Consider the following 24,488-nt stretch of genomic DNA (forward strand, 5'->3'; position numbering starts at 1 on the left):
AAATTTTGCGCTCACAATCGCAAGAACTCAAGTCTTTAATTAAGGAGGAATATGATTTTTCAAAAATTGGTTCCATGCAAGTGGACTTGGAATTTGATTACGAAAAAAATAGGGCCAAGACCTTGGCAGTTGCCAAAGCAAATAATCTAAAATTAAAGGAGGTCCTACCGAACGGTAAAAAAGTCGAGTTACAGGAAATTGGTCAGGATGGTAGCCCTATTTATTATGAGACCTATGCAGACAATGCAAGTCAGACTTCTAGAGCCTCTGCCCTGCATAGCAATGGTCTATTAAATTTGGACTTGGACGGTCTCGGCATGCAAGTGGGTGTTTGGGATGCCGGGGTAGCACTTACCACACACCAAGAATATGATGTAAGGGCAATGATAGGTGATGGTAGTACAGAGGTAGACGCACATGCCACCTTGGTTACTGGGAGTTTAATTTCTTCCGGAATAAAAAGGGACGCCCAAGGGGTTGCCTACAGGGCCAACGTTCTTTCCCATGATTGGACACGGGATAAAATAGAAGTTGCCGATGCCGCAGCAAACGGTCTATTGCTTTCCAATCATTCTTATGGTATCATGCCCGACCGGGTGCCGGATTGGTATTTCGGCTCCTATATAAAGGTAGCTCAAGACTGGGACAATATCATGTACAATGCTCCCTATTATCTTATGGTAACTGCAGCGGGAAACGCTAGGCATAGTGGAGATAATGAATCCCCAATTTTTGGTGCCAATATGGATGGGTTCGATTTACTTTTGGGGTTCACCATTGCGAAAAATGGACTGACCGTTGCAGGTTCCAATTCTAAAATTGATAGATATGGCAACCTAAAAGAAGCTTCTGTATCTGCTTATAGTAGTTACGATCCGGTGGACGATGGTAGAATTAAACCCGACTTGGCTGGAGATGGATCCTCTATTTTATCCACGGACGCCAACAGTGATACCAGTTATGACGTTTCCGCTGGAACCTCTATGGCCACTCCCGGTGTAACAGGGGCCTTATTGCTATTGCAACAGTATAACGAACAACTATATGGGTCTTATTTAAAGGCAGCGACCTTAAAAGGCCTTGCCTTACATACAGCCGATGATGTGGATGCCCCTGGACCGGACTATAAGATGGGTTGGGGGGTCATGAACGCAAAAAGGGCTGCCGAGGTGTTGTATCAAAAGGATTTTAACAGTCATATTGGGGAGTCTTCCATTTCCTCAGGAGAGACCTTTGAATTTTCGGTGAAGGCAAAAGAGGGGGAAACCTTGGTAGCCTCCATATCTTGGACAGATCCTGCATCGGAATATATTAATAGAGGTGAGTTGAACAATAGTACTCCCGCACTCGTGAACGATTTGGACATTAGAATTACCCAAGATGGAAAAACATTCCTCCCATGGAAGTTAAATCCTAAAAATCCAAATGCTGCAGCGGAGAAAGGCGATAATCTAGTGGATCCTTTTGAAAAGATTGAAATTCCTAATGCCCAAGGCAATTATACAATTATTGTATCCCACAAAGGAAACTTGTTGCAGGATACACAAGACTATTCTTTGATAGTTTCGGGAGCTTCCTTTACGGAATGTAGACTGAATGCTCCTAGCGGTTTGGCATTTGCAAATGCATTTGTAAGCGGAATTTCGTTGGAATGGGATGAGATTACGGATGGGCTCTACGAGGTACAGTACAAAAATGAAAAGGAAGAAACATGGATTTCCAATTTTACCGCAAATGGTTCCGCAACCTTATCAGATTTAGTTCTAAGTGAGAACTACATCGTTCGTGTAAGAACATTTTGTTCCCAAAATATGGCTTCCGAGTTTAGTATGGAATACAAGTTCACCTTCGAGGGTATCAATACTGAAGTTGGGGTTTTGGATATATTTCAAACTTTAGGCGTGGATAACAGCATTAACTTTTCAGTATATCCTAATCCCGCCGCAAACCAAATAAGTCTGCTGACCGAAGTAGGAGAATCTGCCATGTACCGTATTATTTCTGCTTCCGGGATAGAGTTAAAAGTAGGTCAGGTAGGAACGGAACCTATCCAGGTAGCTGATTTGGCTACCGGAATGTACATTCTTCAAGTCAAGGATGGGGATTCCTATAGAAGCACCAAATTCTATAAAAATTAAAACGTAATTCGCCCTTATTCCCCCGGAACCTTTTTATTTCTCCTTTCATAGGATCTGACTTGTTTAAAGCGAGTCGGGTCTTTTTGATTTCCTTTTTGAAGATAGCTATTCATAGACAAAATCGATATAATAATAAGTCAAAACAAGACAAAAACTATTCATTTCAGCGTCTAATTTGGTACATTTACATTTACTGGAACTTAAAAACTTAGACACAATGGATACTAGCAAAAATCCCCATGGCGAAGCATGGGACGTAAACGATTCAGAAGCAGCGGGCTGCCCATTTTTAAACGGGCAAATGACCCAAACCGCGGGTGGAGGAACCACTAACCGCGATTGGTGGCCTAATATGTTGAACCTTAATATTTTAAGGTTGCATTCGTCTAAATCTGATCCGATGAATTGCGATTTCAATTATGCTGAGGAATTCAAAAAATTGGATTTGGCAGCCATCAAAAAAGATTTAACAGAACTAATGACCGATAGTCAAGATTGGTGGCCGGCGGATTATGGGCACTATGGGCCATTTTTCATTAGAATGGCGTGGCATGCGGCAGGTACCTACAGAATTTCAGATGGACGAGGTGGAGGAAGTACCGGAAACCAACGTTTTGCTCCATTGAACAGTTGGCCGAGATAACGCCAACTTGGACAAGGCTCGGTTATTGTTATGGCCTATCAAACAGAAATATGGGAAGCAAATATCTTGGGCAGACTTATTGATCTTGGCTGGTAATGTGGCCCATGAATCAATGGGATTGAAAATGTTCGGCTTTGGCGGTGGCCGTGAAGATATCCGGCAGCCGAAGAGGATGTGTACTGGGGTTCCGAAACGGAATGGCTTGGAAACAAAGAACGATATGATTCCGAAGGAAATAAACTGGAAAATCCATTAGGGGCCGCTCACATGGGATTGATTTATGTAAATCCTGAAGGGCATAATGCCAATCCGGATCCAGCGGAAGCGGCACATTATATTCGTGAAACCTTTGGTAGAATGGCGATGGACGATTATGAGACGGTAGCCTTGATTGCCGGAGGACACACATTTGGAAAAACGCACGGTGCGGCCAAGGATACTGAGTATTTGGAGCCTGAACCAGCCGGCGCGGACATCACCATGCAGAGTATGGGATGGAAAAACAATTTTAATAGCGGCGTAGGTGCCGATACCATTACGAGTGGTTTAGAAGGGGCATGGAGCCAAACCCCAACGAAGTGGAGCCATAATTACTTTAAAAACTTGTTTGGTTTCGAGTGGGAATTAACAAAAAGTCCCGCTGGAGCATGGCAGTATAAGCCTGTAGGTGATGCAGGTGCAGGAACTGTACCGAGATGCACACATTGAAGGGAAAGCACATCAACCTTTCATGCTGGTCACTGACATGTCTTTACGTGTAGATCCAGCGTACGAAAAGATATCCGGACATTTCTTGGAAAACCCTGATGAATTTGCCGATGCTTATGCAAGGGCCTGGTTTAAATTGACGCATAGGGATATGGGACCTGTAGATAGATACCTTGGACCTGAAGTTCCTGAGGAAGTATTGTTATGGCAAGATCCAGTTCCTGCAGTAGACCATGAGTTGATAAACGACTCCGATATCGCTGAATTGAAAAAGAACATTTTGGCTTCCGGACTTTCTTTACCAAGTATGGTATCTGCAGCATGGGGTGCAGCTTCCATCTACAGGGATTCTGATAAACGAGGTGGTGCCAACGGCGGACGTATTCGTTTGGCTCCACAAAAGAACTGGAAAGCGAACAATCCAAAACAATTGGCAGAAGTCATTGATACCCTCGAGCGTATCCAAAAAGAATTCAACGATGCCCAATCCGGAAACAAAAAGGTTTCCTTTGCGGATCTGGTAGTCTTGGCAGGAACCGTTGCAGTAGAAAAAGCGGCGCATAATGCAGGTCATGAAGTAACGGTGCCATTCTCGCCAGGAAGAACCGATGCCACACAAGAAAACACCGATGTAGAGGCATTTGAGGCCTTGGAGCCTTTGGCAGATGGCTTTAGAAACTTTACCAAGGACAAGTACTCCGTTAAAGGAGAAGAGTTGTTGGTGGACAGAGCCAATTTATTGACCTTGACGCCACCCGAAATGACGGTTTTGGTAGGGGGTATGCGTTCATTAGGAGCAAATGCCGATGGTTCCAATCACGGTATTTTTACCGATAAGAAGGATCAGTTGACCAATGATTTCTTTGTAAACCTTTTGAATATGGGAACTACTTGGAAGTCGATTTCGGATGATGACACCCTTTTTGAAGGAACAGACCGTAAGACCGGTGAAAAGAAATGGACCGGAACCCGTGTGGACTTGATTTTTGGTTCTAACTCTGAATTAAGGGCCCTGGCTGAGGTATATGCTACCTCCGATGCCAAGGAAAAGTTTGTAAAGGACTTTGTAAAGGCGTGGATCAAAGTAATGAACTTGGACAGGTTTGATTTGAAATAGTAACCAGACTAACTATATGCTTTTAGGCAAAAGGGCAGCTCATTGAGCTGCCCTTTTTACTTTATCAAGATAATATGTTACACCTTTTTTATTTGATGGTCCTCCAATAAAGGTTCATTACGTAATCGTAGAAAGGCCTGTGCGGTGGTGACCACATCCAATTCGCAATAATCAATAATACGATCTAGGTTCTGTTCTTCGTAATACACGTCCCGTACCATGCTGCCGTCAATGTCTTCCTTAGGGGAGGGAATTCCCAAAATATTAGCCATTAGTTTTAAAGATGTGTAATGTTTGTAATCCCCGAATTTCCATAGGTCCATCGTATCCAAATGGGGAACTTCCCATGGTTTTTTTCCGAAAAGGTCCAGTTTCCAAGGCAGGGAGATTCGATTAATGATCATCCGGCGGGCGATATAGGGAAAATCGAACTCCTTTCCATTGTGGGCACAAAGGAGGTGTTTGGCTTCACTGAAATGTCCGTTCAATAGGTTTTTAAAGTCCTTTAAAAGTTTGGGTTCATCCCCGTGAAAACTCGTAACCCTAAAATGGAGGGTTTCTCCCTGCATTTTAAAGTACCCTACAGAAATACAGATAATTTTACCAAACTCTGCCCAAATCCCGGCTCGATCATAAAATTCCTCGGCGGTAAAATCCTCTTTTCTTTGGTATTTGGATTTTTGTTCCCAAAGTTCCTGTTTCACATCGTCCAGTTCCTGAAACTGTTCTTTTTCCGGAACGGTTTCAATATCCAAAAATAGGATGTGTTCCAAATTTAGTTTGTGTAACATACCCAATTGTTATGGTTAGCCCTTTCAATTTAGGATAATATTTTAATTCCAATGGGATTAATCTCTCTGAATAGGTCAAATTCAGGGAACCGACCAAGCAGTCTTTTTTAGGTCTTGAAAAAATTCAATCGATATGATAATGATAGACCTGCATCCATTTCAATCGATATATTACGTAAAATAGCACCTATTAATTAAATGAAAGCAATTTTTAGACTGGTTGGTCTGTACCATTTAGAAAAGAGTCTGCTGTTTTACTGGATTTTCATGATCCGGAAGCCATTTTTTCCGGTGCAGCCCGCCGGCGTAGCCCGTAAGGGAACCATCACTACCGATTACCCTGTGGCAGGGCACCACAATCCACAAAGGATTTTTACCATTGGCGGAGGCCACGGCCCTAATGGCTTTTACGTCACCCAAAGTTTTGCTCAGATCAAGATAAGAAACTGTTTTTCCATAGGGAATGTCCTGCAGGGCTGCCCATACCGATTTTTGAAAATCGATTCCCGACGGATTTAGCAGTAAATCGAAATACGTTCCGGTACCTTCAAAGTATTCTTTCAATTGGTAGGCCGCCTCCTCTAGTTCAGAAGGCAGTATATCGGTAGGTGTTTCATCGGAATCCAAAACGGTTATGGAGGCTAGACCATTTTCGTCACCTTCCAACTTAGCCATTCCTAAGGGTGTTTGGACAAAGGCTGTTTCCATTGAAGTTACTCTTCTTCTTTTTCTTTTGTTTTCTCCTCCTCCACAGGATTCTTCTCAATGACACCGCTCTTTTTGGCCCTATTTTCCCAATTTCTACGGGCCAAAAGTTGCAAGTCCGCTACATTATCACTCTCGTCCATGATTTCGAGCCCTAGAAGCGTCTCTATGACATCCTCCATGGTTACAAGGCCACTTACAGACCCATATTCGTCCATCACCAAGGCAATATGCTCTCTTTTGTTGACAAACGTATCGAAAAGTTTCGGAATGGGGGTATCCCGTTTCGTCAATAAAATCTCGCGTCTAATTTCTTCCAAAGGTAAGTCCCCATTTTCATTGATGATTTCCTCATAAACGTTATCCTTTAGCACAAATCCGGTGATATTGTCCACTTTGTCATCGAAAATTGGTATTCTAGAAAATCGCAACTTTGGGTTGTCCTCGAAAAATGCTTGTATCGTTTTGTCGGAAGAGGCGATTTTCATGACCGCCCTGGGCGTCATGATGTCCTTTACCAAGACCTCATCAAACCGCAGAAGATTTTTAATAATGGTAGATTCCGATTTTTGAAATACCCCCTCTTCATGCGCCATATCTGTCATGGCTGTAAAATCTTCACGGCTTAATACGCTTCCATGATGTCCCTTACCTCCTACCAATTTGGTAAAGAGCTGTAACAACCACAACAATCCGGTATATTTCAAGGCTAATACCATTGCCTTTAGGGCTTTGGCTGTGAAATTAGCCAATTGCTTCCAATAGGTGGCCCCAATAGTTTTAGGTATTATTTCTGATGCGACTAAAATCAGGATGGTCATAATGGTGGAAACTAGGCCCACCATCAGGTCTTCGGTAAATTCCATTCCTAAGATGGAACGTTGCGTACTTCCATAAAGCTCCGCATAGGCTGCCTTTGCCTGTACCCCCACCAAAATGGCACCAACGGTGTGGGCGATGGTATTTAACGTGAGTATAGCAATGAGTGGTTTGTCCACATCCTGTTTTAACTCCTCAAGGGTTAATGCATAGGCCTTCCCTTCCCTCTTTTTTACGTTCACAAAGGTTGGGGTAATACTCAACAGTACCGCCTCTAAAATGGAACATAGGAAAGAAAAAAAAATGGAAATAAGGGCGTAAAAAATGAGTAATCCCATAAAAGTGTTTTGGGTGCCTAAGATACCAATTAAATCGTTTTACGCCATAAGCATCTAGTCTTAGGGGCACAGAATTTTTTATGGGGTCAAAAAAGAAATAATATAGATGTATATGGGGTGGACACTACTTTTACTCTGTAACCAAAGCCTTATAAAATACTTGTTGGACGGCGGAACGAATATGTAGGTCGTACAGTGCCCTATGTTCCCTGCTGGGATAGACCCTATTTGAAAGAAAAATATATACCAGTTGGTTTTTAGGGTCCGCCCAAACAAAAGTCCCTGTAAAACCGCTATGTCCAAAGCTTTCAGGACTCACCTCCGGGGCGGGATAGGCATCCTTTAACGCCAGTGAATCATTACCTAGTAAGGGTTTGTCAAACCCTAAACCTCTGCGGTTTTTGTTTTCAGGATACTGTACCTTGATAAATTCTTTGACTGCGGCTTCGGGCAAAATCGGGTTCCTTTAAATTCGCCCAAGTTCATATAAAGCTGCATTATTTTGGCCAAGTCCATGGCCGTTCCAAACAACCCGGCATTTCCGGAAATACCACCAAGGAGGGAGGCATTTTCATCATGTACCCATCCTTGGGTCAATGTATGTCTGTATAAAGTATCCATCTCGGTAGGAACAATACGATTTGGAAGATTTTTGGAGGAAGGCAAAAATCCCAATGTGTTAGCACCGATGGGACGATAGAAGTTTTGTGCTACGTATTTCTCATAGGGGTCCCTGTAATATCTGTAATTATTTTTGGAAATAATAGGAATGTGAGACCAGAATACCGATAGGTCTTATCTTCTGACACCTTGGAGCGGTTGATCATGCGATACATTTTTCGATTGAACCTACTTTTAACATAGATGTTCTCAAAGGCTTGTTTTTCAAAACGATTGCTTTTAGATTTTCGCAAAAATCTATTTTTAAACCGACCGTTCTTTTTCAAGGTTTCGTTTAAAAAAACGATGTAGGGTTGCAATCCCGCTTGATGGGCCAATATTTCCCTAAGGGTGATATCCTTCTTATCTTTTCGTCGCTTCCAGGGTTTCCAATACGTGCTAAAAGGTTCATCCAAATTCAATTTTCCTTCCCCTACCAATTTCATAATGGCCGGAAGTGGGCCGGTTATTTTGGTAACCGAGGCCAGATCGTACAAATCGTCCAAAGCCACAGGTTGAAGACTGTCATAAGTGTGAAATCCATAGGCTTCATGAAATAGGATGGAGTCATTTTTGGCGACCAACACCTGTGCACCCGGGAAAGCGTTATTTTTTATACCATTTGTTATTATCGAATCGACTTGGTCATATACTATTTGATAATCGGAAGTAACGGAATCTTCTTTGCTGGTGTCATCATGCTGTTTCTGTCCCAAAACCAGCTGTGAACAAAGTCCCATAAAAAGATAGAAGATGGTTTTAGACATCACAGTTTTTTGCTGTTTCAAATTCAAATATAAACTTTGGAGTCCATAGGATACATGTAGGTAGGAATTTATTTTAGGCCTTCCTGTGTTTGCAACAAAATCTCCGAGACTCTTTTTTTCAAGGATTCCGGTTCCAATATTTGTGCATAGTCTCCAAAGGACAGAAACCATCTAGAAAAATAGTTCTGAACATCGTCCACCATAAAAGTCATCTCCACTTGATTTCCTTTGATTGTTTCCGAGACAAAACCTTGATGTCTTTTACTACCACCCAAGTATTTACTTATTTTTCTATCGACCAATATCCGCACCTTGGTTTTGTCCCTGACCTCATTTTGTTTTCGCAACTCATCCAGCGTTTTATGGTCTTGTACAAAGGGATTTTGAGTTCCGGTGATTTTTAGAATCCTATCGGTTCTAAACTGCCTGTAGTCTTTTCGAAGATGACAATAGCCCATAACATACCAATAAGTATTTTCATTGAAGACACCTATTGGTTCTATGGTGCGCTCCGACGGCATGTCAGCTTCCAAGGCTGTATATTTTAAAAAGACTTGTTTCTTTTCGGCGATACTTTCAAAAAGAATTTCAAGGGCATCCGGTATGTTAGCATTGAACAAGGGTTGATTCGGAAATATGGACACTTGCGATTCCAAGGCTTCCACCCACTTTTTTTCTCGCCCCCGAAGGACTGATTTTACCTTGAACATGGCAGATTCGTAATAGGCGCCCAGGGATTTATCGGTAAACTGTTGCATCAACTTTTCCGCAGCCACAAAACTACCAGCCTCCTCTCGTGTAAACATAACAGGGGGCAAGCTATAGCCTTCCATGATGGAATAGCCTACACCTGCTTCGCTTGAAATAGGCACTCCTGAAGCTTCCAAGGTACGGATGTCCCTGTAGATGATCCGTTGGCTTACTTGAAATCGGTCTGCAAGATCCTGTGCCCTTACAATGCGTTTGGATTGCAGCTGAATAAATATCGCCACAATTCTATCAAATCGTTTTACGGTGTCCATTCCCATTAGTAAGGGGCCTTTCCTCCAAATATAGGACAAGATTTTATTGTCAAAAGCCATTTATTGTCCATTTTCAGCATTCTTTGGAATCGAAGTTAGGATCAAGGAGTGACAGCGGATTGTCAGCAGTAAAATAATTTTCCCTTTTCGAAATTACTACTGACAAAGGGTTGTCATACCCCCATTTACATTTGTTGTCAATATCAATAATTATTAAAAATCAACTAGTATGGAAAACATTATGGAAAAAACATCGCAAGTTATTACTCCAGATCAATTGTTGGAACATTGGCAAGGACACAGAAGACTTACTCGCAAGGTAATCGAAGCCTTTCCGGAAAATGAATTCTTTAATCATAGTATAGGTGGGATGCGCCCTTTTGCCGATATGGTCATGGAGCTTTTGGGTATTGCAGAACCAGGCTTACGAGAAATGGTCACGGGCGTACCTGCACAACTAAATGAGCATTTTGAGCATAATAACAGCAAGGAAAGATTATTGGAAGCGTGGGACAAGGCCACAGATGACATCAATACATTGTGGGCCAAAATGAAAGAAATGGACTTTCAAAAGGAAATTGTTTCTTTTGGACAATACCCGGGAACCGTGCAATCCTCTTTGTTCTATTTTATTGATAACGAAATGCACCACAGGGGTCAAGGGTACGTGTATTTGCGTTCCTTAGGTATTGAACCACCTATGTTTTATGATAGAAGTTAGGAATGAGAACAGTTTTAGTTTTTAAGACTTCGGTACGGAAGAGGGGCAAGGTTCGTTACCTTGCTCCTTACCTGAACAATTTGATTAATGGGCACGGACGATGGAACTTTGATTTGGAGGATTGCGATAATATCCTTCGGGTCGAGACCAAAAATACTAATGCCATGGATGTATCCGGTTTATTGCAAAAGCACGGATTCTTATGCGAGGAACTGCATTAGTGTATTTAGGTAGCTATATCTCATATTTGTGGACCTTTCGACTAGCATAGGGCAAAAGGTAATTATTTATTTAATAGCCTTACCGCATCTTTCGCGAAATAACTGGCAATGATGTTGGCACCGGCACGTTTAATGGCGGTCAATTGTTCCATCATCACGGCATCGTGGTCAAGCCACCCTTTTTCAGAGGCAGCCTTTACCATGGCATATTCGCCTGAGACCTGATATACGGCGACGGGTACCTCCACTTCGTTTTTTATTTCACGTACAATGTCCAAATAGCAAAGCCCAGGCTTTACCATAACGATATCTGCACCTTCATCAATATCCTGCTGTGTTTCCTTGATGGCTTCAAACCGATTGGCAAAGTCCATCTGATAGGTTTTTTTGTCCTTGGGCACATTTTTGATGTCCACAGGTGCCGAATCCAAGGCATCCCTAAAAGGACCGTAAAAAGCACTGGCGTATTTGGCGCTATAGCTCATGATGCCCGTGTTGATATACCCTTCGTCGTCCAAAGCTTCCCGGATGCTCAAAATCCTTCCATCCATCATATCGCTAGGAGCTACAAAATCGGCACCGGCCTTGGCGTGTGAAACGCTCATTTCTGCTAGCACTTCCACGGTTTCGTCGTTCAAAATCTTCCCTTCCGCAACAACACCATCGTGTCCAAAGACGGAGTATGGATCCAAGGCCACATCGGTCATGACCAACATATCCGGACAGGCATTTTTGACAGTTTTAATGGCCAATTGCATGAGGCCATTGTCATTTACCGCTTCAGACCCGGCATTATCCTTGAGATTATCAGGAACCTTTACAAACAATAACACGGAACAAAGTCCTAGATTCCAAAGTTCCTTCACCTCTTTTTCAAGGTTATCCAAACTCAACCGATAGTAATTGGGCATCGATGGAATTTCCTCTTTAATCCCGTTTCCTTCCACTACAAATAGCGGGATCAAAAAATCATCCGGACTAATAATGGTCTCCCTGACCAATCTTCGGATAGCTTCATTCGTGCGTAATCTTCTGTTTCTGATGAGTGGGTACATGCTCTATTTTTTGTTGTGATAAATATAAATTAAATGGTGATTTCACCGATTAGATAGCATACCGCCTGACCTGAAATTTTAACCCTGTCGCCCAAGAATTCACAGGTCAAATTCCCACCGCGGGCAGAAAGCTGTTTTGCCGTCATCGATGTTTTTCCTAATCGTGGCGACCAATAGGGTGTAAGAGTTGTATGCGCCGATCCTGTGACGGGATCTTCAGGTATACCGCATTGCGGAAAAAAGGCGCGTGACACAAAATCTACCGAATCACCTTTGGCCGACGCAATGACTCCCCGGCAATCCAATTGGTCCAATAAATGGAAGTTGGGTTTTAAGTCCTCGATGTCTTTCCGGGTTTCATAAATCAATAAATAGTCCGTCTTACCTTTAAAGGTTTCCAAGGGTACTCTTCCAATCGCTTCATTTATAGCGGGAATGTTAGATACTGAATCTAGGTCATCCGTTGGAAAGTCCATCGTCATCCAACCATCAACGCCTTTGACCACGGTTAGTTCGCCACTTCTAGGAGATACAAACCGAATGGTATTTTCATTATGATCATAAAAATTAAAAAGCACAAAAGCAGTTGCCAATGTGGCGTGCCCGCAAAGGTCTACTTCCAATTCGGGGGTAAACCAACGTAATTCATATCCTTTTTCTATGGGAACAGCAAAAGCGGTTTCGGCGAGATTGTTTTCTGCAGCAATATTTTGCATGGTTTCATCGGGCAACCATTTTTCCAAAATGCATACGGCCGCAGGATTTCCCCCAAACAGTTTATTGGTAAAGGCATCTATCTGATAGATTTTCTGTCTCATCTTTCTAAACCCAATCTTTTGGTTGTTGCAAAACTTTGATCAATTTTTCTTCTTCACTCTCCGCTTCGGGATGATGGTCGTACCGCCATTGCACATATGGCGGGAGGCTCATCAGAATACTTTCAATACGCCCATTGGTGCGTAATCCAAACAGGGTTCCTTTATCATGGATCAAATTGAATTCCACATATCGACCTCTTCTAATTTCCTGCCAATCCCTTTGTTCTTGGGTGTAGGGTAGGTCTTTACGTTTTGTAACAATCGGTATATAACCGTTCAGAAAACTATTTCCAACTTCAGTAACAAAATTGTACCAGTCTTCCATGAATCTATTTTCGGTCTTCTTACAATAGTCAAAAAACAACCCCCCTACACCACGTGCCTCATTTCTATGGGTGTTCCAAAAATATTCGTCGCATTTCTTTTTATAGGTTGGGTAGAAAGTGGCATCGTGCCTGTCACACGCCATTTTGCAGACCCTATGAAAATGTACCACATCCTCTTCGAACACATAATAGGGAGTTAAATCCTGACCGCCGCCAAACCATTGATCTACGATCTCCCCTTTTTTGTCGTACATCTCAAAGTAGCGCCAATTGGCATGAACTGTTGGTACCATGGGATTTTTAGGATGTAATACGAGACTAAGTCCGCAGGCGAAAAAATCGGCATCGTTGACACCAAAATACGTTTGCATGCTTTTAGGCAAATCGCCATGAACACCCGAAATATTGACTCCACCTTTTTCAAACACATGGCCATTTTCAATAACACGGGTCCTACCACCACCTCCTTCGCCTTTCCCAGTTATCCTCATGAAACCGTGCCTTCCCATCAATGGATTCCAAGGCATCGGTTATGGTATCTTGTAGTTGGTGTATATAGTCGAAAAATTTATCCTTCATAAGTTTTCACATATAATTCCATATCCATAGGCGGCATTTACGGCGGTTGATGCTCTTTGGGTAAGGTTTCCTTCCAGCTGTATCCACATTTCTCTGCGATACGTATACTCGCCGGATTTGTTTTGTGTACGATGATCCGTAAGCTTTTTAGGCCTTGTTCCCTAAATGACCAATCCGTTATCTCTTTAACTGCCATGGTGGTGATGCCAATACCTTCATGTTGATACCCGATGCAATAGGCAAGCTCCGCTTCCTTTTTGGAATAATCGAGGTTTTTGACAAAGACCAATCCTGCCACGGTTCTATCGATGGTGTTTTTTATGACAAACACAAATTCTGTCTTGCTATTAAAATCTTTAATTTTCCGATCAACAAAAAGTGTGGAAAGGTCCGGGGTCAAATTTTCGGTCAGGGTTTTGGGGAAATAGGTTTTAAGTCTTGAGGTATTAACGGTTACAAAATCACAAATTCTCCATGCGTATTTTTCATGGATGGGCGCAATTTCAAAAGTACCGTTAGCTATGGGAATCATTCCCTAAAAGTACGAAGTCTTTGGCCCTTTGAAAAGGTAAAGCGCAACGTTTGGAAAAATTATTTAGTTCAGTGTTACTATTTGTATTCCTTCACCGCATCAATGAATGCCTTTGCATTTTCCACCGGAACGTTTGGTAGAATTCCGTGTCCCAAATTCACCACATACCTATCCTTACCAAATTCATTGATCATTTGAGTGACCATTTTTTTGATTTCCGAAGGTGGGGATAACAACCTCGCAGGGTCGAAATTACCCTGAAGGGTAATTTTTCCACCAGTCAGATACCGGGCATTCTGCGCGGAACAGATCCAGTCCACCCCAAGTGCGGATGCACCCGATTGCGACATTTCCTTAAGTGCAAACCAACATCCCTTTCCAAATACGATTACCGGAGCCTCTTCTTTAAGCGCATCGACAATTTGTTGAATGTACTTCCATGAAAACTCCTGATAGTCCGTTGGGGAAAGCATACCTCCCCATGAATCGAATACCTGTACGGCATTTACACCGGCCTTCACTTTGGCCTTTAAATAGGCAATGGTGGTATCCGTTATCTTTTGAAGCAACTCATGGGCGGCTATTGGTTGGGTAAAACAGAACTCCTTTGCTTTATCAAAGGTTTTGCTGCCTTGGCCCTGAACACAATAACAGAGAATGATTCATGGAGAACCCGCAAAACCGATCAAAGGTACCTCATTGTTCAACTTCTCCTTTGTAGCCGTAATGGCTTGCATTACATAATCCAATGCCTCTTCCACATCGGGTACAATAACGTTATTAACATCCTTTTGACTTCTGATAGGATTAGGCAGATAAGGTCCAAAATTGGGCTTCATCTGAACTTCGATGTTCATTGCCTGCGGAATGACCAATATATCGCTGAAAAGAATAGCGGCATCCATCCCAAAACGTCTAATAGGTTGTACGGTAATTTCGGAAGCCAGTTCCGGGGTTTGGCATCGGGTGAAAAAATCGTATTTTTCCTTGATTTCCATAAATTCCGGTAAGTATCTTCCTGCTTGGCGCATCATCCAAACAGGCGGTCTTTCTACCGTTTCTCCCTTTAGGCCCCTAAGAAATAGGTCGTTTTTTAAGCTCATTCTTTATTTATAAGATTCATTCACCAAATCAATGACACTTTCCATATCCGGGATGTTAGCCACTTTAACTTCCTTAAAATGTTTTCTAGCCTCTTTTGCCGTGGTTTCCCCGATACAATATGCAACTTGATTTGGTTTGTTTTTTAATAAATAACTTTCTATGGTGGAGGGGCTATAAAATAGAATTCCTTCTACGGTCTCAGGCACAGATTTTCCGAGAGAGCTTGGTTCTATAGGCTTCCACCTTGGTCACCGTGATATTGTTTTCTTCTAAAATAGTAGGCAGGTCCTCCAAGCTAAGGTTCCCATGAAAATAGGTCACTTGGGTGCCTTCCATATATTCAACAAGGTAGTTGCCCAAGTCGGTTGCACTGTTCTCAAAATGGGTTACGGGTCCGATTTTTTTCTGAATCAACCTTTTGGTCTTTCTTCCTACGCAGTAAATGGAATCAAACTGAAGTTCAGCCGGACTGCAATTTGTGAGTAGGCTCTCAACAGCATTCTTACTGGTAAATACGATATTTCCAAGATTCTTTTTTAGAACAATCGGCGATATTCTGTTAGGACTTATTTTAATGAAATCTTCGGAATCCACTCGAATACCTATATTGAATTTCTGCAATTGTGCATCCGTCAATTTCTTGGTAGAGAACACGTTTGTTTTAAGGTCGGTACCCTGCAATTCGTTCATTAAACGCTTCCCTCCGCGGCTCAAAATACTTTTGGCGGCATCCAAACCCAAACTTTCATGCTTTCCTAGCGGTGCCGTTAAGGCAGCTTCCAGTTTTTGGGAGCCGTCAACGGTCAAAAGAACCCCTTTTAGGTTTACTTTTTCCTCTTTATCGATATAGGCCAAAGCGCCAATTGGTGCGGAACAGCCACCTTCCAATTCCCGAAGGAAATCCCGTTCCAATTTGGTACAGATTTCTGTCTCCCTATGATTGAGCTCGGCACATATTTCCCTTGTTTCGGTATCGTTTTCCGTGGCTACGACCATAATGGCCCCCTGTGCGGGGGCCGGTACCATCCATGTAAGGCCAATGGTGTTTTCAGGTTCCAATCCGATGCGTTCCGGACCGGCAGCTGCAAAAATCGCTCCGTTCCAATCGTTCTTCTTTAGCTTTTCCAAACGGCTGTTTACATTCCCCCTTAGGTCACTACGGTATGGGTTGGATAACGGTTCAACCATTGTGCTTTTCTTCTCAGACTTCCGGTTGCGATAATGCCCTCTCGGAGCGCCTAAAAATTCTTCATTGTTTTTAAAGGCCAAAATGTCCATAAAGTTGGCCCTTTTGAGAACGGCAGCCTGTACTATTCCTTTTGGAAGCTTGGTGGGTACATCCTTCATGGAATGTACCGCAATGTCAATATCGCCATTCAACATGGCAACATCCAAAGTCTTGGTAAAGATCCCTGTGATGCCCAATTCATATAGAGGCTTATCCAGTACGAGGTCACCTGTGGATTTTACGGGATCAATTTCACGGAATGTCCCAATTCCTCCAATTGTTTTTTGACGGTGTTGGCCTGCCATAGTGCCAATTCACTATCGCGTGTACCTATGCGAATCATTTTACTCATTTAGTCTCTAGCTCTAATTGAAACACTTTTTGGATAAGCTCTAGGCTAGAATCGGAATCAATAGTATCGTCTTTAAGGTGATTGGCGAACTGCTTGGTGATTTTCTGAATTATCCTATTGGAGATTATATCTGCCTGTTTGGCATCAAAATTAAGTGTCTTTTTGGATTGGTAGTCAAGCTCTTCATCCTTCATCGTCTTCAATTTCATTTTGAGCGCCTTTATGACCGGGGCAAATTTACGGGTCTCCAACCATTGGATGAAATCGTCCTTTACATCTTCGATGATGGCTTCGGCCTGTGGAATGAACTGTTTACGCTTCTCCAAGGTCTCGTCGGTCATTTGTGAAAGATGATCTAAATGCACCAAGGATACGTTTTCCAATTCCAACACATTGTCGTCCACGTTTTTGGGAACGGATAAATCAAGTATTAACAGAGAATTTTTGGTGTAGATAAGCTCCTTACAAACCGTGGGTTTTTGAGCGCCCGTGGCAACGACCAAGACATCGGTATTTCTAATTTCGGCCTGCAGATCTCCATAATCCTTGACGGTAAGGTTGAACTTGCCACCCACTTTGTCCGCTTTTTCCTTGGTCCTGTTGATTAAGGTGATATGTGGGTTTTTGGTGTGCTTAATAAGATTTTCACAAGTGTTACGTCCAATTTTACCCGTACCAAAAAGCAAGATGTTCTTTTCGGAAATGTTCTCTACATTATTAAGAATGTATTGTACCGATGCGAAAGCCACGGATGTGGCCCCTGTGGAAATTTCCGTTTCATTTTTGATGCGTTTGCTGGCTTGAATAACCGCATTCACCAAGCGCTCTATAAACGGATTGGCAATTTCCTCCTTTTTGGATCTAAAAAAACTTTGCTTTAATTGGCTTATAATCTCAAAATCCCCCAAAATCTGACTATCCAATCCAGTCCTACCCTGAACAAATGAGAGATAGCTTCCTTGTTTTTGTATACATAGGCCACTTCCTGGAACTCCTCCACGCTACCTTGGGAAAAGTCACATAATAATTTGATCAATTGGAAAGGGTGCTGGGCAAATCCATGAAGTTCCGTTCTGTTGCAGGTAGAAGTTGCTAACAGACCATCAATACCTTCCTGTTTGGCTTTATTCAATAACGCAGTCATGGACGCCTCGTCCAAACTGAATTTTCCCCTTACTTCGGCATCGGCCTTTTTATAGTTAAGACCGATAGTATAGAAGGAGCTATGTTTAGAAATATGATATGCCTTCATAGTTGCGGCGACAAAAATAGAACCATCGATGCAATAAAAATAACGCTAGAGGAACTATAAGCAACGGAAGAAGTGATTTTAGACAAAATATAGTATAAATCTGCTCAAAACCCTTATTTTTACAATGTTTAACGCAAATCTTCCAACGACATTGTTTAGATAGATTCTAAATAAAGAAATTTAAAAAAGGATAGTATGGAGAGTAAAAACATCGCCAAAGGTTCATTTGAGGAGCTATTGATAGAAAATGGCTTTTATGTGCTTAAGATTCAAAACAATACCTCTGATATCAAGAATGTTACACGGGAGATCAATCGCAGCTACATTCAATTCCATTTCTGTTTGAAAGGTGGCGGGAAGTTTATTTTTAATCAGGGGAACTATGCTTTGGAAGTTTCCGAAGAAAACTCGCTTTTGTTATATAATACACAATTGGATTTACCTTTAAATCTTATGTTATCACCAAATTCTTGGATGGTTTCCGTGGTGATGAGTATCCGTAAATTTCACTCCCTGTTTTCCAATGAGGCAAGCTATATCCCCTTCCTTAGCGAGGAAAACAAAGAAAAGAAGTATTATGCCCAAGAACCGGTATCCCCTGCCATAGCGGTAGTACTGAGCCAAATAATCAACTATAACCTACACCCCACCATAAAAGGTCTTTATTTAAAGGGGAAGATTTATGAATTGATTGCGCTTTATTTCAACAAAAATACGGATGCCGATGTGGAGCAGTGTCCATTTTTAGTGGATGAGGACAACGTAAAGCGCATTCGAAGGGCAAAGGAAATCATCATTTCAAACATGGCCGAACCTCCTACCTTGAATGAACTTTCCAAGGAAATAGGGTTGAGCCTAAAAAGGTTAAAGGAAGGATTTAAACAAATATATGGGGATTCCGTATACAGTTTTCTATTTGATTATAAAATGGAACATGCCCGAAAACTACTGGAATCCGGTCAGTACAATGTAAACGAAATAGGGTTAAAAATAGGGTACAGTACCTCCAGCCATTTTATCGCTGCATTTAAGAAAAAGTATGGAATCACACCAAAAAAATATGTGATGGCGTTGGCAACTAGTTAGCAGTTTTTAGACTACCTGGTTTGATTTTTAAAAGAAGGGACAGAAATGTATAGACTTTGGCGTTGTTTATCGATATTAATACTATCGACTTCGAAAAATAAAGGAGTTTAATTGTTTTCTTTCAAACTAAGACCAGCTCATTAGTTGGTTTTAGCTTCTAGTACTTAATTGGGTCTCGCCACCATAATGCCAGTATTCCCCTTAATTTTTTTTAGGTATTCCGCCAGCGGTTTTTCCGAAACTTCTACTTCCATAGAACCCGTTGAGGCATGCAGTAGATGAATCCTGCCATCGGCTTCCCGAGTGGCTATTCCAGTATGGGTCACATCGAGCCCATTGATTGACGTGGCTAAGGCAATGATATCTCCTGATTGAATCAAATGTTCGTTTTTTGCGATATTACCCTGAGCCAATACACAAATGGGTTGACTGTTCAAGTATTTTTCTGAGGCCTTTATCTTTTCAAAGTTGGTATCATCTGCCAAAAAGGGATACAGATCTCTGTGTTCGCTCATAAAATTGATGTCCTTGGTGATTTCGGCGCCTCCAACTTCCCCAGTGATATCCTGTAGCAAACCTTTTTCGGCATTGTTGGCAATCCACTCGGAAAAGTAGTGTAATCGTGAAGCGTAGCCATCTAAATCTCCATCTTTATACCGAATGGTTTCTAGATTTGAAGTAAAATCATCAAAGGAAGTTTTATCCTCCTTAAGCATCAAGGAAAATGCAAGCACATTTTCCACAAAAGTGGTGCAATCCAGCCCCTGTAAGTTGACTACCAAGGTTTCCGTTTCCCCAATTTCAAGGGTTTTGGCTACGTAGGGTGTTTTAAGAAATGTTTTGCCCACAGCTACCATAGTCTGTCCAAAATCGGGTTTTTCCAAATCTTGAACCTGTCCAATTTTGGAAACCACGGCTTCTTTGTCCAATGGCGAGCAGGTAATGGTTTGTGCCTCCATATAATGGCATAACAATAGAAGGCCCAACATCAAGTACTGTTTCATTGTTAATCTTTTTCAATTGAAGCGTCCCCATCACCATTGTCCATCAAAATTCTATGATGCACAATACTCTTGGGATAATTCTCCTGAAGGAAAGATATTAATTTTTCCCGTACATGTACTCTCAAATCCCATGCCGTAGGTGAATCCTTGGCACTCATCAACGCTCTTATTTCTACGTAGTTTGCCTTGCTATCGGTCACTTGTAGCACATTTACTTCCTTGTCCCACAAATCTGTATTTTCCAAAATCCGGGTAAGCTCAGCTCGTAATTCATCAAAAGGAACATTATAATCGGTGTATAAAAATACGGTTCCCAAAATATCTGATGAGGTTTTGGTCCAGTTTTGGAAGGGCTTTTCAATAAAATACGGAGTTGGAACGATCAATCTTCTTTTGTCCCGCATTTTTACTACTACGTAGGTTAAAGTAATCTCTTCAATACGTCCCCATTCTCCTTCTACAATGACCACATCGTCCAATTTTATTGGTTGCGCTATGGCTATCTGAATCCCTGCCAGGACGGTACCTATCAATTTTTGGGCGGAAAATCCAATGATGATACCGGCCACCCCAGCTGAGGCAAATATGCTAACGCCCAATTCCCTTATTTCCTGAAAACTCATTAGCGCCGCCCCAATGGCCGAATTACCACAATAAAGATGATGATTCGCTCGAGAATATTAAACTGGGTATAAATTTTTCGTGCCTTAAGGTTGTTGGTGGTATTTACATCACAATTGTGTATGATCAGTTGCTTGATCACCTTCAAAATCCCTATGATCAACCAGGTCATCGCAAAGATGAACAACAAGGTGCTAGCCTTCTTGAACCAATATTCCTGATCTGACAGGCCTAATAATTGGCGAAGGGATTGCATCCGTATCACGATAGAAATAAATATGAGGAAAATTGGAAGGGCCACACGTTTCATGACACCTTCAGGCAAAAGATACTTAGGGTCTTTTCCCAATCTTCTCAAAACAAAAAGGGTAATCCAGTAAAGGACTAAAAAGATGGCAACTGAAACGCCCAAGTAAATGACCGCCTCCCTAGGAATATCCTTAAAAAGTGTATCCATGTGTTCTTAGTTTGGGTACAACATACTAAAATTTAATGGCCCAAAGAATTTATAGGCTACAAATTGATTGGCTTTATGGTAGTATAGAAAACTAATGCCAAAAATTAAAATATCATCGGTTATCAAGTCTTATTTTTGCAATTCAAAAATCAACTTTACAGAATGAAAGGAGTTTTATTGGTCAACCTAGGTTCCCCTGATAGTCCAACCCCTAAAGACGTAAAACCGTATTTGGATGAGTTTCTTATGGATGAACGTGTTATAGACGTTCCCAAATGGTTGCGAAACATCATAGTGCGAGGTATCATTTTGCAAACAAGGCCTAAAAAATCAGCCGAGGCCTATTCCAAAATTTGGTGGGAAGAGGGTTCTCCCTTGATTATTCTTTCGGAAAGGTTCACGGAAAAGGTTCGTAAGCAAAGTGAAATTCCGGTAGCCCTGGGCATGCGATATGGAAGTATGACGATTAAAAAGGCCCTTGAAGAGCTTAAGGGAAAAGGAGTGGATGAGGTGCTCTTAGTACCCCTGTATCCACATTACGCCATGTCTTCCTATGAAACTGTGGTGGTTAAGACCTTGGAAGTTAAGGACGAATTCTTTCCTGAAATAAAAGTCACCACTTTGCCCGCTTTTTATAAGAACAACGATTACATAAGAGTGTTGTCAGATTCCATTAAGGCTGGCTTGAAGGATTTTGAGTACGATCATATTCTATTTTCTTATCATGGGATACCAGAGCGGCATATTCGAAAATCTGATCCGACCAAGTTTCATTGTAAAATTGACGGTTCCTGTTGTAGCACAAACTCGGTAGCCCATCATACATGCTACAGACATCAGTGTTATAAAATGACAGAGCTGGTTCGAACGCACATGAATCTTACGGAAGATACCGTAAGCGTATCTTTTCAATCGCGCTTGCCCAATGATCCCTGGTTAAAACCCTATACGGATTTTGAGTTTGAACGATTTCCCAAGGAAGGAAAGAAGAAATTGGCTGTGGTCACCCCTGCTTTTATAGCGGATTGCCTGGAAACCTTGGAAGAAATTGCAATGGAAGGCAAACATCAATTTATGGAAGCAGGTGGGGAAAGCTATAAGCACATCCCCTGTTTAAATGATGATGAGGCTTGGGTTTCCTTAATGGCTCAATGGATAGACACTTGGGAAAAGGAAGGGGCGCTGCCACATCATTAAAAAAAAGGTATGAGCAAAGAGAATATTGAAAATATTGAAAAGGCCTTAGCTCCCCTAAGGTCCCAATTAAAAAATCATCAGTTATATAACCAATTGTCTTCCATAGAGGATGTACGTCTATTTATGGAAGGACATGTATACGCGGTTTGGGATTTTATGTCACTTTTAAAAGCCCTGCAATTACAGCTTACGTGCGTCACCACCCCCTGGATACCTTCACAAAATACCAATACTGCACGTTTTATCAATGAAATTGTTTTGGAGGAGGAGACAGATCGGGACGAGGCAGGTAACTTTATGAGTCATTTTCAAATGTACCTCAATGCCATGGAAGAAGTGGGCGCGGATGTAGACACAGTGCAACACTTCATTGGTTCAGTGATAGCCAAGGCAAATGTTCAAGAAAGTATTGAGGAGTCGCTACTTCCGGATGCCATCAAGAAATTTATGCAATTTACCTTCGAGGTAATTGAGGGGGGCAAACCCCATGAAGTTGCGGCAGCTTTTACCTTTGGAAGGGAAGAGCTGATTCCGGATATGTTCCTGAGGATAATCGATAATGAGGGAAAGGCTCCATTATATCCCAAGTTGGATTATTATTTGCGAAGACATATAGAGTTGGATGGAGATGAGCATGGCCCACTATCCTTAAAAATGATAACGGAACTTTGTGGGGATGATGAGGATAGATGGAACGAGGTTCTGAATATTTCAAAAAGGGCACTTCAACATAGAATTCATTTATGGGATTATATAACGGAGGTAATAATAAGGCAAAAACAAACCACTCCCATCTTGGTATAATCCTAATTAAAGAAATTTCAAAGTAGGCCTATGGCCAAATTCACATCGGAGGAATTGGGTAAACAACCCATCGGAAAATTATTGGTAGGACAGGCGGTACCGGCCAGTATTGGAATTCTTGTGATGTCCTTGAATGTGCTGGTCGATTCCATATTTGTTGGAAATTGGATCGGATCCATTGCCATTGCGGCCATTAATGTTGTACTTCCGGTTTCATTTTTTATCGGTGCACTGGGAATGTCCATTGGAGTAGGTGGGTCCAGTATTATTTCCAGGGCACTTGGCGCCAACAATAAACAGAAGGCTTTTATCACCTTTGGGAACCAGATTACCCTAACACTGATTATAACGATATCCATGGTTATAGTCGGGCTCACTTTTATAGAATCGATCATACCGGCCTTTGGCGGGAAAGGGGCCATATATGATCCCGCAAGGATTTATTATACCATTGTACTTTATGGAGTTCCTTTTTTGGCACTCTGTATGATGGGGAACACGGTTATACGGGCAGAAGGGAAACCTAAATTTGCGATGATAGCCATGATTATTCCCTCTGTGGGTAACCTATTAATGGATTACCTATTTATTTATGTTTTTGATTGGGGAATGACAGGTGCCGCCTGGGCCACCACGATTGGCTATGTATTGTGTTTCTCCTACGTAAGCTACTTTTTCTTTTCCCAGCATTCCGAAATGAAGATCCAATGGAAGCATTTGGGACTTGATATTCCCGTGGTAAGGGAAATGGGATCTTTAGGTTTTGTGACACTGGCAAGACAGGCCGTTGTCAGTGTTATTTACTTAATTATGAATAATATCCTATTCACCTTGGGGGGAGAGGCCATGGTGGCGGTATATGCAATCATAGGTAGAATGTTAATGTTTGCCTTGTTTCCAGTTTTTGGTGTAACCCAAGCCTTTTTGCCCATTGCCGGATTTAATTATGGAGCCAAAAAATACCAAAGGGTACGAAAAACGATTAACACGGCAATATCCTATGCATCCCTTCGGCTACCTTGGTATTTATTGGATTGATGATATTTCCGGAGGCTATTACGGCTCTTTTCTTAAGTGACAAACCTGGTATGTCCGCACATGATTTGGAAACAAATGCCTTTGTATTGGAAAATGCACCGAATGCAATGCGTTGGGTTTTTGCAGCGACCCCAATTATTGCATTACAACTTATAGGCGCTGCCTATTTCCAGGCCATAGGGAAGGCTGTTCCGGCATTGTTGCTAACCCTTTCCGAGACAGGGTTTTTTCTTTATCCCTCTCATTTTGATTTTGCCAAATTTGTATGGGGAACTGGGTGTGTGGATTTCTTTTCCCATCGCCGATGTTTTGGCAACCGTAGTGACCGGGCTTTTCTTGAGAAAGGAAATTAAACGGACCTTGGTGTAAGTATTCAATACATTGT

21 protein-coding genes and 6 pseudogenes are annotated in these 24,488 nt (G+C 41.9%); 9 read left to right on the forward strand and 18 right to left on the reverse strand.

Features of this window, described 5'->3' with window-relative positions; genetic code table 11:
• Positions 1-5 precede the first annotated feature (5 nt).
• Together NYZ99_RS00005 and katG are read left to right on the forward strand one after the other, a co-directional pair.
• Positions 6-2,138: a S8 family serine peptidase gene (locus NYZ99_RS00005; protein ID WP_260572937.1), complete on the forward strand. Its 2,133-nt coding sequence runs from the start codon at positions 6-8 to the stop codon at positions 2,136-2,138.
• Positions 2,139-2,355: 217 nt separating this feature from the next.
• Positions 2,356-4,606, forward strand: a pseudogene (gene katG / locus NYZ99_RS00010) (catalase/peroxidase HPI).
• A 77-nt stretch (positions 4,607-4,683) separates the two neighbouring features.
• Here the strand turns inward: katG and NYZ99_RS00015 are convergent.
• The 4 genes from NYZ99_RS00015 to NYZ99_RS00030 form a co-directional block, all read right to left on the reverse strand.
• Positions 4,684-5,397 (reverse strand): 3'-5' exonuclease, encoded by a 714-nt coding sequence (locus NYZ99_RS00015; protein WP_260572938.1) that lies wholly within the window; start codon positions 5,395-5,397, stop codon positions 4,684-4,686.
• A gap of 234 nt (positions 5,398-5,631) precedes the next feature.
• Positions 5,632-6,105 carry a methylated-DNA--[protein]-cysteine S-methyltransferase gene (locus tag NYZ99_RS00020; RefSeq protein ID WP_260572939.1) on the reverse strand — a complete coding sequence of 158 codons (474 nt, stop codon included), beginning with the start codon at positions 6,103-6,105 and terminating at the stop codon, positions 5,632-5,634.
• 5 nt (positions 6,106-6,110) lie between these two features.
• Entirely contained in the window at positions 6,111-7,259 is a 1,149-nt protein-coding gene (locus tag NYZ99_RS00025) for a CNNM domain-containing protein (protein WP_260572940.1), read from the reverse strand.
• A gap of 130 nt (positions 7,260-7,389) precedes the next feature.
• Complete coding sequence (locus NYZ99_RS00030) at positions 7,390-7,713, reverse strand: beta-lactamase family protein (protein ID WP_260572941.1); 324 nt, start codon at positions 7,711-7,713, stop codon at positions 7,390-7,392.
• Positions 7,714-7,761: 48 nt separating this feature from the next.
• Between NYZ99_RS00030 and NYZ99_RS00035 the strand changes: the two genes are divergently transcribed.
• On the forward strand, positions 7,762-7,959 hold the full coding sequence (locus NYZ99_RS00035; RefSeq protein WP_260572942.1) for a hypothetical protein: 198 nt from the start codon (positions 7,762-7,764) through the stop codon (positions 7,957-7,959).
• 10 nt (positions 7,960-7,969) lie between these two features.
• Here NYZ99_RS00035 and NYZ99_RS00040 read toward each other — a convergent pair whose 3' ends face one another.
• Both NYZ99_RS00040 and NYZ99_RS00045 read right to left on the reverse strand, forming a co-directional pair.
• Complete coding sequence (locus tag NYZ99_RS00040; RefSeq protein WP_260572943.1) at positions 7,970-8,686, reverse strand: serine hydrolase domain-containing protein; 717 nt, start codon at positions 8,684-8,686, stop codon at positions 7,970-7,972.
• 68 nt (positions 8,687-8,754) lie between these two features.
• Positions 8,755-9,714 carry a helix-turn-helix transcriptional regulator gene (locus tag NYZ99_RS00045; protein WP_260575300.1) on the reverse strand — a complete coding sequence of 320 codons (960 nt, stop codon included), beginning with the start codon at positions 9,712-9,714 and terminating at the stop codon, positions 8,755-8,757.
• A gap of 223 nt (positions 9,715-9,937) precedes the next feature.
• On the opposite strand from NYZ99_RS00045, the gene NYZ99_RS00050 reads away from it, so the two are divergent.
• Together NYZ99_RS00050 and NYZ99_RS00055 are read left to right on the forward strand one after the other, a co-directional pair.
• Complete coding sequence (locus tag NYZ99_RS00050; RefSeq protein ID WP_260572944.1) at positions 9,938-10,429, forward strand: DinB family protein; 492 nt, start codon at positions 9,938-9,940, stop codon at positions 10,427-10,429.
• Positions 10,430-10,431: 2 nt separating this feature from the next.
• Complete coding sequence (locus NYZ99_RS00055) at positions 10,432-10,650, forward strand: hypothetical protein (protein WP_260572945.1); 219 nt, start codon at positions 10,432-10,434, stop codon at positions 10,648-10,650.
• Between the two features lie 62 nt (positions 10,651-10,712).
• On the opposite strand, the gene hemB is transcribed toward NYZ99_RS00055, so the two are convergent.
• From hemB to hemA, 9 genes and pseudogenes are all read right to left on the reverse strand, one after another.
• Complete coding sequence (gene hemB / locus NYZ99_RS00060) at positions 10,713-11,705, reverse strand: porphobilinogen synthase (protein ID WP_260572946.1); 993 nt, start codon at positions 11,703-11,705, stop codon at positions 10,713-10,715.
• Positions 11,706-11,734: 29 nt separating this feature from the next.
• On the reverse strand, positions 11,735-12,523 hold the full coding sequence (locus NYZ99_RS00065) for a PhzF family phenazine biosynthesis protein (RefSeq protein ID WP_260572947.1): 789 nt from the start codon (positions 12,521-12,523) through the stop codon (positions 11,735-11,737).
• 4 nt (positions 12,524-12,527) lie between these two features.
• A pseudogene (gene hemF, locus NYZ99_RS00070) lies at positions 12,528-13,428 on the reverse strand (oxygen-dependent coproporphyrinogen oxidase).
• Between the two features lie 37 nt (positions 13,429-13,465).
• The gene (locus NYZ99_RS00075) at positions 13,466-13,960 is read right to left on the reverse strand and encodes a GNAT family N-acetyltransferase (protein WP_260572948.1); all 495 of its coding nucleotides are present in this window, start codon (positions 13,958-13,960) and stop codon (positions 13,466-13,468) included.
• 77 nt (positions 13,961-14,037) lie between these two features.
• Positions 14,038-15,063: pseudogene (gene hemE / locus NYZ99_RS00080) on the reverse strand (uroporphyrinogen decarboxylase).
• A gap of 3 nt (positions 15,064-15,066) precedes the next feature.
• The gene (locus tag NYZ99_RS00085) at positions 15,067-15,270 is read right to left on the reverse strand and encodes a uroporphyrinogen-III synthase (RefSeq protein WP_260572949.1); all 204 of its coding nucleotides are present in this window, start codon (positions 15,268-15,270) and stop codon (positions 15,067-15,069) included.
• A complete protein-coding gene (locus NYZ99_RS22610) occupies positions 15,263-15,754 on the reverse strand; it encodes a uroporphyrinogen-III synthase (protein ID WP_420845241.1) in 492 nt (163 codons plus the stop codon). The genes NYZ99_RS00085 and NYZ99_RS22610 overlap by 8 nt, the downstream gene beginning before the upstream one ends.
• 75 nt (positions 15,755-15,829) lie before the next feature.
• Positions 15,830-16,644 (reverse strand): annotated as a pseudogene (gene hemC, locus NYZ99_RS22615) (hydroxymethylbilane synthase); the annotation flags it as partial.
• Positions 16,641-17,896 (reverse strand): annotated as a pseudogene (gene hemA / locus NYZ99_RS00095) (glutamyl-tRNA reductase). The pseudogenes hemA and hemC, both read right to left, overlap by 4 nt.
• Positions 17,897-18,091: 195 nt before the next feature.
• Between hemA and NYZ99_RS00100 the strand changes: the two are divergent.
• Positions 18,092-18,982, forward strand: coding sequence for a helix-turn-helix transcriptional regulator (locus tag NYZ99_RS00100; RefSeq protein ID WP_260572951.1), 891 nt, complete (start codon positions 18,092-18,094; stop codon positions 18,980-18,982).
• Between the two features lie 164 nt (positions 18,983-19,146).
• On the opposite strand, the gene NYZ99_RS00105 is transcribed toward NYZ99_RS00100, so the two are convergent.
• The 3 genes from NYZ99_RS00105 to NYZ99_RS20835 are packed head-to-tail and all read right to left on the reverse strand — an operon-like array spanning position 19,147 to position 21,064.
• Positions 19,147-19,986: a DUF1460 domain-containing protein gene (locus NYZ99_RS00105; RefSeq protein ID WP_260572952.1), complete on the reverse strand. Its 840-nt coding sequence runs from the start codon at positions 19,984-19,986 to the stop codon at positions 19,147-19,149.
• Positions 19,987-19,988: 2 nt separating this feature from the next.
• Positions 19,989-20,609, reverse strand: a complete 621-nt coding sequence (locus tag NYZ99_RS20830) for a mechanosensitive ion channel family protein (protein ID WP_338039192.1) — start codon at positions 20,607-20,609, stop codon at positions 19,989-19,991.
• Complete coding sequence (locus NYZ99_RS20835) at positions 20,609-21,064, reverse strand: hypothetical protein (RefSeq protein WP_338039193.1); 456 nt, start codon at positions 21,062-21,064, stop codon at positions 20,609-20,611. The genes NYZ99_RS20830 and NYZ99_RS20835 overlap by 1 nt, the downstream gene beginning before the upstream one ends.
• A gap of 162 nt (positions 21,065-21,226) precedes the next feature.
• On the opposite strand from NYZ99_RS20835, the gene hemH reads away from it, so the two are divergent.
• The 3 genes and pseudogenes from hemH (at position 21,227) to NYZ99_RS00125 (ending at position 24,472) form a co-directional block, all read left to right on the forward strand.
• Positions 21,227-22,261 (forward strand): ferrochelatase, encoded by a 1,035-nt coding sequence (gene hemH, locus NYZ99_RS00115; RefSeq protein WP_260572953.1) that lies wholly within the window; start codon positions 21,227-21,229, stop codon positions 22,259-22,261.
• Positions 22,262-22,270: 9 nt separating this feature from the next.
• Complete coding sequence (locus NYZ99_RS00120; protein ID WP_260572954.1) at positions 22,271-23,065, forward strand: DUF3050 domain-containing protein; 795 nt, start codon at positions 22,271-22,273, stop codon at positions 23,063-23,065.
• A gap of 30 nt (positions 23,066-23,095) precedes the next feature.
• A pseudogene (locus tag NYZ99_RS00125) lies at positions 23,096-24,472 on the forward strand (MATE family efflux transporter).
• The last annotated feature ends 16 nt before the right edge of the window (positions 24,473-24,488 follow it).

Source organism: Maribacter litopenaei (genome assembly GCF_025244665.1).
GTDB lineage: Bacteria > Bacteroidota > Bacteroidia > Flavobacteriales > Flavobacteriaceae > Maribacter > Maribacter litopenaei.

What these genes read in the sequence shown, in the direction of transcription:
- NYZ99_RS00015 (WP_260572938.1), bottom strand. Translation starts at nt 5,397, where the DNA reads ATGTTACACAAACTAAATTTGGAACACATCCTATTTTTGGATATTGAA.
- NYZ99_RS00020 (WP_260572939.1), bottom strand. Translation starts at nt 6,105, where the DNA reads ATGGAAACAGCCTTTGTCCAAACACCCTTAGGAATGGCTAAGTTGGAA.
- NYZ99_RS00025 (WP_260572940.1), bottom strand. Translation starts at nt 7,259, where the DNA reads ATGGGATTACTCATTTTTTACGCCCTTATTTCCATTTTTTTTTCTTTC.
- NYZ99_RS00040 (WP_260572943.1), bottom strand. Translation starts at nt 8,686, where the DNA reads ATGTCTAAAACCATCTTCTATCTTTTTATGGGACTTTGTTCACAGCTG.
- NYZ99_RS00045 (WP_260575300.1), bottom strand. Translation starts at nt 9,714, where the DNA reads ATGGGAATGGACACCGTAAAACGATTTGATAGAATTGTGGCGATATTT.
- NYZ99_RS00050 (WP_260572944.1), top strand. Translation starts at nt 9,938, where the DNA reads ATGGAAAACATTATGGAAAAAACATCGCAAGTTATTACTCCAGATCAA.
- NYZ99_RS00055 (WP_260572945.1), top strand. Translation starts at nt 10,432, where the DNA reads ATGAGAACAGTTTTAGTTTTTAAGACTTCGGTACGGAAGAGGGGCAAG.
- hemB (WP_260572946.1), bottom strand. Translation starts at nt 11,705, where the DNA reads ATGTACCCACTCATCAGAAACAGAAGATTACGCACGAATGAAGCTATC.
- NYZ99_RS00065 (WP_260572947.1), bottom strand. Translation starts at nt 12,523, where the DNA reads ATGAGACAGAAAATCTATCAGATAGATGCCTTTACCAATAAACTGTTT.
- NYZ99_RS00075 (WP_260572948.1), bottom strand. Translation starts at nt 13,960, where the DNA reads ATGATTCCCATAGCTAACGGTACTTTTGAAATTGCGCCCATCCATGAA.
- NYZ99_RS22610 (WP_420845241.1), bottom strand. Translation starts at nt 15,754, where the DNA reads ATGAACGAATTGCAGGGTACCGACCTTAAAACAAACGTGTTCTCTACC.
- NYZ99_RS00100 (WP_260572951.1), top strand. Translation starts at nt 18,092, where the DNA reads ATGGAGAGTAAAAACATCGCCAAAGGTTCATTTGAGGAGCTATTGATA.
- NYZ99_RS00105 (WP_260572952.1), bottom strand. Translation starts at nt 19,986, where the DNA reads ATGAAACAGTACTTGATGTTGGGCCTTCTATTGTTATGCCATTATATG.
- NYZ99_RS20830 (WP_338039192.1), bottom strand. Translation starts at nt 20,609, where the DNA reads ATGAGTTTTCAGGAAATAAGGGAATTGGGCGTTAGCATATTTGCCTCA.
- NYZ99_RS20835 (WP_338039193.1), bottom strand. Translation starts at nt 21,064, where the DNA reads ATGGATACACTTTTTAAGGATATTCCTAGGGAGGCGGTCATTTACTTG.
- hemH (WP_260572953.1), top strand. Translation starts at nt 21,227, where the DNA reads ATGAAAGGAGTTTTATTGGTCAACCTAGGTTCCCCTGATAGTCCAACC.
- NYZ99_RS00120 (WP_260572954.1), top strand. Translation starts at nt 22,271, where the DNA reads ATGAGCAAAGAGAATATTGAAAATATTGAAAAGGCCTTAGCTCCCCTA.